Origin of the sequence: Parapedobacter soli (genome assembly GCF_025460835.1) — a bacterium.
Taxonomy (GTDB): domain Bacteria; phylum Bacteroidota; class Bacteroidia; order Sphingobacteriales; family Sphingobacteriaceae; genus Parapedobacter; species Parapedobacter soli.
The window spans coordinates 16,220-28,935 of the sequence record NZ_JAMXAY010000027.1 but is presented as its reverse complement, the minus strand read 5'-3'; the positions used below and the strand labels follow the sequence as shown (position 1 = coordinate 28,935).

Genomic DNA, 12,716 nt, shown 5'->3' with positions numbered 1-12,716 from the left:
TTGTTATTTCGTTTGAAGATATGCATATTTAACTCAAGGGGGCATTTTAAGATTAATTATAAACCGTATGTTGAGGGGACTTATCGTTGTTTGGCTGTTTGGAGCGCTGTTCGTTGCGCCTGTTATCCTATTGGGCCAGCACACGGTGAGGTTCACGTCGTTGGGCGTGAAAGACGGCATGTCATCCAATGCAATCAATACGATCCTGAAAGATAGGAAAGGAATCCTCTGGTTCGGTACCGACGATGGCCTCAATAAATTCGATGGCTTCAATTTTTCCGTATATCGCGCCGCACTGGCAGACTCCACGGCCTTGCAGTCAAATCAGGTGGTTTGCCTCATGGAAGACAGCCGGGGGCGGATCTGGATAGGCACCGGTGGTGGGGGAGTAAGCGTGCTGAATCGAGAAACGGGCCATTTCAAAACCTATCACCCGTCGTTGGGCCGCGGGTTGGCCAACAGTTCCATCAAATCCTTGGGCGAGGACGACCGAGGCAACATTTGGGTGGGCCATTTTAGCGGGGTCAGTATCCTCGATCCCGAAACGGACAACGTCGTTGAGATGCCCGTCCGCCGATCCAACGAACCGGACAGTAGGGTGGTTCTATGCCTTTACTCCGACGAGAAGGGCGCCATGTGGTTAGGTACGGACGCCGGTCTTTGTCGTTACAACATTGGAACGCAGTCATTCACTTGGTTTGATTCGCAGCCAGCTGGGAACGACCTGCTCTCTACAACCATGGTCAAGTCTATGGTCGGCGATGCCGAAGGTGCCATGTGGATCGGTACATCGGTCGGCGTAGTCCGGTTGAAGGGCGATACGATTAGCCGCTTCCATACCGGTAACAGTGGACTTTCAAGCGACTACGTGCACTGCCTGACCCTGGCTGACGGGGGCATCTGGATAGGCACGGAGAATGGCATCAACATCTACGACCTCGCCACCGGCACCTTCAGCACCCTGCCACCCGATCCAAGTAACAAATTCGGACTTGCCAACCGTTCCGTGCGCGCCATATTCACTGACCGTACAGGCGTCTTTTGGATCGGCACTTTCCGCGGTGGTGTCAATGTGTACGATCGCAACCTGACACTATTCGGCTTGATCCGTCACCAGCTAACGCCGTTGCCGTTGGCCACAGGCCCGATTGTGACCAGTTTTGCCGAGGATTCACAGGGTAATATGTACGTCGGCACCGATGGCCACGGACTTCGCTACTTCGATATCGCCGAACAAGCAATCAGGGATCCGGGTTTGCGTGTGCCGCCATCGTTGATTAAACATATTATGACGCTCTTGGTCGACAGTAAGGGCCAGCTTTGGATTGGAACGTTCGGGAATGGATTGATCCAATATGATCCCACTACTGGCCATTATCGACAGTATCGCCGCGGCCGCGGCGCGGGCGACATTAGCCATGACCAAGTGACCTGTTTAAAGGAAGACCGGTTCGGCAAGATTTGGGTCGGGACCAACGGCGGGGGGATCAACATCATTCATAGAAACAGTGGCGTGGTTCAGATCGATAGAGACCACGAATCTCCCATGTACACGCTACCCGTAAACGGCTATATCAGAGACATCGTTGAAGACGCGGATGGGAACATGTGGCTGGCTTCGTATGGAACGGGCATCGCCGTTTATCACGTGAAAGACAATTCCTTTACGTTGCTGAATATGGACAATGCTGAATTGTCCAACAACTTTGTACTTTCTCTTTTTTGCGATAGCAACGCACACATGTGGGCGGGGACTAGCGGGGGACTTTGTTTCTTTGACAAAATCACCGGTAAATTCACAACCTACTCGGAAGAGCAAGGGCTGGTTAATAACCAGGTGTGTAAGATACTGGATGATGGAACTGGCAGGTTGTGGGTTTCGACAAATCGGGGGATCAGTTCGTTTGACAAAGCGTCGAAGCGGTTTAAGAACTACGGACCGGAAAACGGTGTCCAGGATAACAACTTTGTGAACGGCTCTGGCCTTCATCACCGCAGCGGTCAGATGTTCTTCGGTGGCGCGGATGGGTTCAATTTTTTCAGTGTATCCGACTTGCGCAGGAACACCAACCTACCATCAATCCTGTTCACCGAGCTGAAAATCGCTAACCAGACGATAAAGCCAAGTGCCAATGGGCCGCTTAAAGTCGATATCAACGTGGCAGATTCCGTCTTCCTCGACTATGGCCATGATTTTTCCATCAGTTTTGCTGCACTCGACTACACCATGCCCGGCGCCAATCAATTCCGTTGTTTCCTGGAAGGATATGATAGGTCGTGGAACGATATCGGCCACCAGCATACCCTGTATTACACGAATCTCTCGCCGGGGAAATATGTGCTAAAAGTAATGGGCAGCAACAACGATCTCGTATGGAATGACCAAGCTGCAGAATTGACCATCTTTATCGCCCCGCCTTTTTATTTAACGCCACTGGCGTATGTGATCTACGTATGTATGCTCTTGGGCGGATTGTATGTGTTGCGTCTTATCGGCGTCCGGCGCATCAGGGCAAGATACCGCCTGGAAGAAGACCGGCTGCGCAATGAGCATCTCATCGCCCAGATCGAAAAAGAGAAGGAAATGGAAAGCATGAAGGTCAGGTTCTTGCAGAACCTCAGCCATGAGTTGAAAACCCCGCTATCGCTTATCACGCTTCCAGTAGAGAAATTGATGGCTAGGAACCGCGATACCGGACAGGTCGAACTATTGGATGTCATCAAGCGGAACACCGCCCGGCTACGCAACCTGGTCAACCAGCTGCTCGACTTCAAGCGCATCGAAGCCCGTGAGTTAAAGGTCAACCTCATTGCCAAAGACATCGTCGCTTTTACAGCCGATATCTCTACATCCTTCTTTGCGCTCTCCGATAAGGAACAGGTGCATTTCTCGTATCATAGCAATGCTAGCCGCTTCGAAACTGAATTTGATGCCGATAAGATGGAGAGCATCATTTTTAATTTGCTATCCAATGCATTCAAATTCACGAAGAAAAACGGCTTCGTGACCCTGCAGCTGGATGTTGAAGAAGTGGAAACCCCCCAGGAATGGATACAGCTAACCCTGACCGTGAAAGACTCTGGGATTGGTATAGCTGAAGACGACCGTCGACGGATATTGACGCGTTTTGGTCAGCTTGAGCCGCCGAGCGACATCGTCAATAACGGCAACGGCATCGGACTCTCTATTGTCAACGAATACGTCAAATTATTGGGCGGCACGCTCACCGTGTCCGGTTCTCCTGGGCACGGAACCACATTTTGTGTAACACTTAAGCAAAAAGTGTTGGATATCCATTATCACGACGCTGTGGACCATGCAGGCCGCAACCTCCAGTTCGAAGTGCACGGCAACGGCTCGGACACCGAGGGCCGGACCAAAGCCAGGATATTGGTTGTCGAAGACCATTTCGACTTCCGGAAAATACTTGTGGACGATTTGTCGGAATACGAAGTTTATGAGGCTACAGACGGAAAGGACGGATGGAAAAAGACGCTGGCGCTGCACCCCGACCTGATTGTTTCCGACATATCCATGCCGATACTCGACGGACTTGCCCTCACACGGAAAATCCGCGATGATAAGCGGACAAAGCATATCCCCATTGTTTTGCTTACGGCACTCGAAAGCGAAGACGACCATATTCAAGGGTTACTCTCCGGTGCAAACGACTTCATCTCCAAACCGTATAAAACCGAATTGCTCAAAAGTAAAATAGAAAGCTTGTTGCAGCTTAGGAACTTGTCCAAGGAAGTCTATTCCAAACAAATAGAACTGACATCGACACCCGAAACGATTACTTCGGAAGAGGCCAAACTTCTTCGGAAAATCAACGATTACATCACAGAAAACATAAGCAACGAGAACTTGTCCGTAAGCGACATGAGTGTTACCCTCGGCTTAAGCCGGGCGACCTTATATCACCGGGTGCTGGAATTGACAGGGCTTTCTCCTGTTGAATATATACGGGACGTAAAGCTGGAGAAATCGTTGGCGCTTCTAGAAAAAAGTGGCCTGTCTGTATCGCAAGTGGCGTATCGCATCGGTTTCAGTACCCCCAATTACTTTTCCAAGGTGTTTAGAGATAAGTACGGGAGGTCGCCAAGCGACGTTAGGAAATCGGTGGATCCGGTGAAAAAATAAATACGGCCATTGCGTGGCTCATTGCCGATGGCCAGAATAAGGAAACGGTCGTTAACCGGGTAGATGCCAACGTTGGATGATCTTAAATAGAACAGTGTAATTAACTAAATTATTAACAAATAAATCCTAGTAATATGATAAGCGTATACAAAACAAGTATCGCAGCGGCAGGGGGGAAGCCCCTCGGCACATGTTTGCTACTGCTGCTGATTTTCCAGTCGCTGTTTGCATTAGCACAAACAAATGTGCGGATTTCGGGCACGGTTACCGGCGATACTGGCGACCCGCTAAGCGGTGTCTCGGTCAGGTCTGCCGATGGTCCGGCAAGCACGGCAACCGATGATAGTGGCCAATTTACGTTGCAGGTGCCTGCCAATAGCGTGCTGGTGATCTCTTACATCGGCTACACTACACAGGAAATCACGGTAGGTGCAGTCGATCAGCAAGTGACAGTTACCCTTCAAACCGAAGCCAGCGCCTTGGATGAAGTGGTCGTTGTGGGCTACGGTACCCAGCGCAGAGAAGCCGTAACAGGCTCGGTGGCATCCATCAGCGGCGACGTCATGCGCGAGGTGCAATCAACAAATTTCTCGCATGCCCTGCAAGGACGCCTGCCGGGCGTGGAGCTCACGCAGACGTCTTCTCAACCCGGCGGTACGATGCAAATACGTATCCGCGGTTCGCGCTCGCTGACAGCGAGCAACGACCCGCTGATCGTGCTTGATGGGATTCCGTTCGTCGGAACGATCAACGACATTAACCCGAACGATATCAAGAGCCTTGATATCCTCAAAGATGCGTCGGCAACAGCGATTTACGGGTCGCGCGGCGCCAATGGCGTAATATTGATTTCTACCAATCGCGGTTTGAGTGGCCAGAAAGCACGGGTTTCCTATAATAGCTTTACCGGCATGAAGGAAGTTTTCGGTAAGTTTCCCATGATGAGCGGAGCCGATATGGTGAAATTGCGCCAACTCAACGTGCCATATACGACCTACGGACAAGATGAAGCGGAAGACGTGGATACCGATTGGCAAGACTTGCTATATCGGACGGCTACCATGACCAGCCATGATGTCGGCATCTCCAGTGGCACCGAGCGCGGCAGTTACAATTTCGGTGGCGGTTACCTGCTCGACCAGGCGGTAATCCCTACCCAGCAGTTCAGCCGTTACTCCCTGCGCGGCAGTGTGGACCAAGGAGTGGGTGAGTATTTTCGGTTCGGCATTACAACCAACAACAATTATAACCTAACCGAGGGGACTCAGGTGAATGTGGGGAATCTGTTGCGGATGACCCCCGTGGCCAATCCGTTTAATGAGGACGGCTCGTGGAAGCGGACCGTAAGGACAGCGATCGATGAGCCGTGGGTTTATTCAAGAGAAATCGTGGAGGACCTGCGAGACCAATGGTTAAGCCAAACCCGCGGATTTGCCAGCTTCAATGCACTGTATGGCGAAGTGGAAGTGCCTTGGGTAGAAGGGCTGAAATATCGGATAAACGTGGGGCTGGACTACCGGCAGAGCAACGGTGGTGCGTATACAGGCGAGGGCATAAACAGCACGAACCCGACAACCATATCGAGTGCTTCGGTTAGCAATTCGCAAACCACACATTGGCTCGTCGAAAATCTCCTCACCTACGACCGTACGTTCAACGGCGTGCATAACCTGAACGTCGTGGCCCTGTATTCATCCGAGCAAAACCGTTTCAACCGATCGCGTATGGCGGCTACGGGAATCCCAGCCGACCACTTCCAATTCTATAACTTAGGGCAGGCCACCGGTGAGATAACGATTCCACCCGGCGACCAGTGGTACGAAGTATGGGGGCTGATGTCTTATATGGGGCGGGTGATGTATTCCTTCGACGACCGGTATATGATTACCGCAACCCTGCGTTCAGACGGTTCGTCTAGGCTGGCAACGGGTCACAAGTGGCACACCTATCCGGCTGTGTCGGTAGGATGGAACATGGCCGAAGAGTCGTTCATGCAGTCCGTCAGCCAGATCAATATGTTGAAACTGCGCGTAGGCTGGGGGCAGACGTCCAACCAAGCCGTGAACCCATATGCCACGTTGGGACGCTTGGATACCAGGCCGTATAACTTCGGTAGTGAATATGCCGTGGGATACCTCGTTAACCAACTCCCCAGCGCACACCTCGGATGGGAATTCTCGAATACGACGAATATCGGGGTCGATTTTTCCTTGCTGAATAACCGTCTTTCGGGAACCTTTGAATATTATGCGACGAAAACCAAGGATCTACTCCTGAATAAAGGCCTCCCACCGACCTCCGGTGTGAATTCAATTACAGAGAATGTCGGCCGCACCGAAAACAAAGGGATTGAACTTGCGCTCACCGGGACGATTCTCGACAACCACAACGGCTGGACCTGGGAGGCCGGGATCAATCTATATGCCAACCGCAATAAATTGGTTTCGCTGGCATCGGGAATGGATCGCAACACCAATAATTGGTGGTTTGTTGGCCATCCCATAGATGTCATCTTCGATTTTGAACGCGTGGGCTTGTGGCAGGAGGGAGACCCCTACCGGGATATCCTGGAACCGGGAGCCAATACCCTGGGCATGATTAAAGTGAAATATACCGGCGAGACCGACGCCAGTGGTGCACCAGTCCGCGCAATCAACGACGATGATAGGCAGGTCATTAGCTTAGAACCTAATTTCCAAGGCGGGTTCCACACCCGGCTCGCCTATAAAGGATTTGACCTGAGCGCCGTCGGAATCTTCAAGAATGGCGGTATCCTCAATAGCACCATTTACGGCTCTGGAGGATACCTTAATCTGCTGAACGGCCGTAACGGCAATATCGATGTGGATTACTGGACGCCAGACAATACGGATGCTAAATATCCGAATCCCGAGAGCTTCCGAAGTGGCGATAACCTGAAGTACATGAGCACCATGGGATACTTTGATGCCTCATACTTGAAGATACGCACCATTACGCTAGGGTATAATTTCGACCACTTGCTCGGCTCGGCGGTGAATCTCCGGATGTACGTTACCGCACAAAATCCGTTCGTGCTGTTTTCACCCTATCACACCGAATCGGGAATGGATCCTGAAACGAACTCCTTCGGCAACGAAAATGCCGCGGTCAACATGTCCGACAACCTACGGCGCATTACTACATTGGGTACGAACACGCCCACTACGCGCAATTACTTGATCGGAGTTAATCTTACATTTTAAAAGAAAAGACGATGAAACGGACTCATATTAATAGTTATCTCGCGGTTGCACTTACGGCCTTCCTTATGGTGTCGTGCTCCAAGATATTGGAAGAGCAGCCGCGCCATATTTACGAACCAGGATTTTTCCGGACTGAAAAAGGGGTGTATGGCGGATTGACCTCCATGTATGCGCATCTCCGCTGGATTTATGGGCAACCTTACTACTATAACACTTTGGAAACCGGCACGGATGAATACACGTATGGACAAAGTGCCGACGGAAACTTCCTCGTGATGGATATCAGCGGGCAAGGTGAAATTACGCCAGCGGACAGTCGGTCGGACGCCATCTGGGGCGTTGCGTTCAATAACATCAACACCGCTAGCGGTATTATAGAAAATGCAGAGGAAGTGGGCACTTTCCCCGCATCACTCATTGCTGAAGCCCGGTTCTTCCGTGCCTTCGACTACTTTCTGCTGGTACGGACATTCGGCGGGGTGCCGTTGGATCTGGGCTCAGGCGAACTTCGTTTCAATAGCAGTGCATCTACGACCTCGGTGCGGAATACCGTACCGGAAGTGTATACCAAGGCCATATTCCCGGATTTGCGGATAGCAGTCGAGGAGCTGCCTATCGAAGGACGGGTAACCGGCGGTGCTACGCGTACGCTCGCCCGCTTGTATTTGGCAAAGGCTTATCTTACCTATGCATGGTGGCTGGAAAACCCGAATAACATCCCGACTTATCCGGAGGTCTCCCACGTGGATCCCGATGGACATGACGCGCAATGGTATTTCCAACAGGCCTATGACATTGCCACTCAAGCTATTGACGATCCCGGACCCTTCGGGCTGGAGGAAACGTTCTATGACCTGCACCTGGGCGGGAACGACCGCAACAAGGAAATGTTGCTCTATGCTGACCATACCCAGGATAGTGAGTTCTATAACGGTACGTGTATCAATTGCTTCGCCGGTACGGACCCGGGTGGGAATGCGGCGGCATGGATGGTTACTTGGAATTATACCGAAATCAGAAGCGCAGCGAACCCCGATGGATCCGAGGGGGTGAGCTCGGTGCAACGCGAAGCCGCCCAAGCGCTGGGCCGGCCGTGGACACGCATGGCACCCACCATCGGCGCGATTACGAATACCTTCGCGGACAAGACACTTGATGCGCGGTATGACGGAACGTTCGCGACCGTATATCGCGGAAATTGGCCCAAAGGCGGTATCCCCAATGAGGTGCTCTACAACGCAAACGAACTGCCTATAAGCCCAGACGATGCGGTTCTGACGTTCTTAGACGACGAGTCACTGGCAGACGATATCAGCTACCCCTCGGGCGCGAATTTCTCGAACAAAGCATACCCTGGCGTCGGTGCTGGCGTGCTGCCCGGCCGGCCGGATTTCGTGATCTCACCCCGCGGTATCAGCCGGCGGGTCTATCCCGGCCTTTGGAAAATAGGCACCTACCGTACGGATAACGGCGCAGGGCTCGGCCAACCGAACGCGAACCTCACACGCCCCTTCAAGATCGCAAAATTCTCTGAACTCTATTTCGTCGCTGCGGAAGCGGCCGTGAAGGGTGCATCCACGCTAGCCGGAAAGAGCGCGCGTGAGCTCATCAACGTGATACGCGCACGCGCAGGAAAGTGGCGGTGGCACAACAACGGAAACGTGGAAAAGATCGCCGACAACAGCGCGGCATTGATTGCGGCAACACCATCCACCATCAATATCGATTATATCCTTGCGGAACGTTCCCGCGAATACTTTGGCGAAGGGTATCGCTGGTTTGACCTGGTGCGTACGCAAAAATGGAACGAGCTCGCGGGTTCCTATGAGATTTGCGGCTCAAATTTCGGCGACCATACCCCGCAGACCATCACACGTAGTATCCAGCCGTATCACTACCTGCGACCCATTCCAAGGGGACAGATCGATGCCATGGAAATGAGTGAGGCCGAAAAAGTGGCATACCAAAACCCCGGTTATTGAGTGTCCTGAATAAATGAAGAGTTCTATGAATTTTACATTTAATGCTGAACATAAGATGAGGGTTGGCCCCTCGGATAGGGTGTACAGGCACCGTTTCCAAACCGCCCCTATGCTGCTGCGGTTAAATGCCGTGGTAGTGAGCGATAGCGGGAAAAGGCATCAAAGAAGGTGTCAGGTGAGTGTTAAGAAGGTGAACGCAAGTGAACCGCTGAGGAGGCGTCGAAAGGATGAGACGATGTCAGAACCAATGTCCAGTGGCACCACTGGGATAAGCATGGAGGGTACCTGTGTGCTGTCCATGCGGCATCCGGCGTATAGGCGGCACGAGCTTAACACAGGCTTATGTTCGGAACAGGAGAACCTGTCGTGGCGATGGCAAGGGAAAACCCCAAGCGGCGGACACCGCAAGGGGGAAAGTACCGATGCGTCGCACGGGGGCGGAACGCTTCGTAGTAGTGAAGAAGTACCTGTAATGGGTATGGAGCGAAGGGGGCGTATTATCGTGCCTACGAGTCCCAGCGAGAAACCGCGCAAGCGGGAGGTATCAAGGGAGTTAGGCAAAACATACGGGTCAAGGAAAGGCCTGGATGTAATGGATAATAAGAGCCATATGATGCGAGAGTATCAAGTACGGTTCTATGAGAGACTCGGGGTGAAATTCCCCGGGTCTACTCGACAGCCATTCAGGTTGTCACGAGCACCGCTCGGGACAACCTTTATTTTTTTGCCGATTAAACGCATATGTCATACCATACGGCGGGCTCCGGCGATAGCCGCACTGGCCCTGCTATCACTCAGCTGCGTGCACGATATGCAGCAACTCCAACAGACCGCTTCCCTGAAAGAAGTCTTTCACGACGATTTCCTGATCGGTACCGCATTGAGTACCCGCCAGATTAATCAGACGGATAGGCCGGCGGACTCGTTGACTCACCGCCAGTTCAACGCCATCACCGCTGAGAACATCATGAAGGCTGAAAACATACACCCCCAATGGGGGGAATTTGATTTCGACGCCGCCGATAAGTTTATAGCATACGGGAAGCAGCACGGTATGCACACCGTAGGCCATACGTTGATCTGGCATAGTCAGCTGCCGCCGTTCGTCCAAACCCTCACCGACGCGGATTCCCTCCGTCAATTCATGGACCTGCACATCCATACCATCGCACAACGGTATGCGTCGTCGATAGACAGTTGGGACGTCGTGAACGAGGCGCTCAATGAAGATGGCTCATGGCGCCAATCGGTGTTTTATGACCTATTGGGTGAAGATTACGTCGTCGGAGCTTTTCGCATGGCAGCCGAAGCCGCAACCGACGCCAAGCTGTACTACAACGACTACAACATCGAACAGCCGAAGAAGCGAGCTGGAGCCATCCGGTTGATTAAGAAGCTGCAAGACGCCCGCGTGCGGATAGATGGGGTGGGCATACAGGGCCATTGGCAGGTGGGTAAATTACCACTGGATGCCATTGAACAGAGCATTCTCGAATACGCTGCATTGGGCCTCGATGTGGCTATCACCGAGCTCGACCTCGACGTGTTACCGCGAGATTTCGAGGGGGCCGATGTCGGTACGCATATAGCGGCAGGCAATCCGGAGCTGAACCCGTACGTTGGCGGTTTGCCGGACAGCGTGCAGCAGCAACAGGCAACCGATTATGAAAACTTATTCCGGCTTTTTCTGAAACACAGGGACAAAATCAGCCGGGTGACCTTCTGGGGAGTTAATGACGGACAGTCGTGGCTGAATTATTGGCCTATAGCGGGGCGGACAAACTACCCCTTGGTATTTGACCGCGATAATCGGCCCAAGGAAGCATTCTTTAAGATCATAAACACCAAGAAAACGCCGTAATCCATCATGCCGAGTACAAAACGCACACGCATGCCAGATGAAAAACTTTCGGTAATCGAAAAGGTCGGCTTCAGTCTCGGCGATCTGGCAGCCAACCTGGTATTCCAAACGTTGATTACCTACCTGGCTTATTTCTATACCGATATCTACGGACTCCAGGCACACCATGCGTCGGCCATCCTGCTGGCGGTGGGACTGGTAGCCGGCTTCGGCTTCAACCCGATGATCGGCGCCCTGGCAGACCGCACCATCTCCCGCTGGGGTAAATTCCGCCCTTGGGTAATGTGGACGGCCGTCCCGCTCGGCGTGGCAGCGCTGCTGGCCTTCAGCACCCCGGATTTTTCCTATAAAGGAAAGGTAATCTACGCTGTGGTTACCTACACCTTGCTGCTGTTGCTGTACGCCGCAAACAACCTGCCGTATTCGGCATTGAGTGGCGTACTCACCGGTAGTATGAGCGAACGGAACAGCTTGTCGGCCTATCGGTTTGTAGCGGTGATGTTCGCTCAGTTTTTCGTGCAGGTATTTATGTTGCCTATCATCGTTACGGCCGGCGGCGGCGACAAAGCTGCAGGCATCGAGCTGGTAATGACCTGGCTGGCCGTCATCGGCACGGTGATGTTGCTGGTTACGTTCTTTACTACCAAAGAACGGGTCATCCCGAAACCGGAGCAGCAATCCAGCCTTAAAGAAGACTTAGTCGACCTGTCGAAAAACAAACCTTGGGTTATTATGCTGGTGCTGACTACCCTCGTGTTTATTACCCTCGCCATGAAAGGCGGTGCGTACGTGTATTATTTTGAAAATTATGTGGCAGGCGATCGGCTTACCAGCTTCATAAACCCCATACTCCATAGCTTTTCCGAGGTTGGAATCAACTTCTTCGGTGAGGACCCGGTCTCCGCTGGGTTCGGCCTGTTCAATGCCGGCGGAATCATTTTTATGATCATCGGTATCGGTTTGTCAAAGCCGCTGGCCGACCGGTATGGCAAACGCGACGTGTTCGGTATGGCACTTTTCGTTTCCACCTTGTTTATCTTGGCGTTTTACCTGCTTTCTCCGCAAGCCGTTGCGTTGATGTTCGGTTTGCAGATTCTTCATGGCTTTTTCTATGGCATTACTATTCCACTGTTGTGGGCGATGATAGCGGATGTGGCGGATTACAGTGAGTGGAAAAATAACCGGCGTGCTACGGGCATCATATTTTCGGCCATGATGGTGGGGCTGAAAGTAGGGCTGACCGTAGGCGGAGCACTGCTGACGTGGATACTCGGAATCTTTGAATATGTGCCCGGCGATAATGCCGTGCAACCAGCGTCGGCTGTCCACGCTACGAAGCTGCTGGTAAGCGCCTTCCCAGCCATCCCGTTCCTGCTCGGTGCCGCACTGCTGTTTTTCTACAAAATCGATAAGCGCATGGAAACACGGATAGAAACGGAGCTGAAGCAACGGCGGTTGTCGGATGATGGATGTGAGATATGAGATATGAGATATGAGATATGAGA

General features: G+C 52.3%; 5 protein-coding genes. All 5 read left to right on the top strand.

Going from position 1 to position 12,716, the window contains the following annotated elements:
* Positions 1-67: 67 nt before the first annotated feature.
* The 5 genes from NGM62_RS12630 (at position 68) to NGM62_RS12610 (ending at position 12,693) form a co-directional block, all read left to right on the top strand.
* On the top strand, positions 68-4,144 hold the full coding sequence (locus NGM62_RS12630; RefSeq protein WP_262248439.1) for a hybrid sensor histidine kinase/response regulator transcription factor: 4,077 nt from the start codon (positions 68-70) through the stop codon (positions 4,142-4,144).
* 134 nt (positions 4,145-4,278) lie between these two features.
* A complete protein-coding gene (locus tag NGM62_RS12625) occupies positions 4,279-7,368 on the top strand; it encodes a SusC/RagA family TonB-linked outer membrane protein (RefSeq protein WP_262248438.1) in 3,090 nt (1,029 codons plus the stop codon).
* 11 nt (positions 7,369-7,379) lie between these two features.
* Positions 7,380-9,350, top strand: a complete 1,971-nt coding sequence (locus NGM62_RS12620; protein WP_262248437.1) for a RagB/SusD family nutrient uptake outer membrane protein — start codon at positions 7,380-7,382, stop codon at positions 9,348-9,350.
* Positions 9,351-9,375: 25 nt separating this feature from the next.
* On the top strand, positions 9,376-11,211 hold the full coding sequence (locus NGM62_RS12615; protein WP_262248436.1) for an endo-1,4-beta-xylanase: 1,836 nt from the start codon (positions 9,376-9,378) through the stop codon (positions 11,209-11,211).
* A 6-nt stretch (positions 11,212-11,217) separates the two neighbouring features.
* Entirely contained in the window at positions 11,218-12,693 is a 1,476-nt protein-coding gene (locus NGM62_RS12610; RefSeq protein ID WP_262248435.1) for an MFS transporter, read from the top strand.
* Positions 12,694-12,716: the final 23 nt, after the last annotated feature.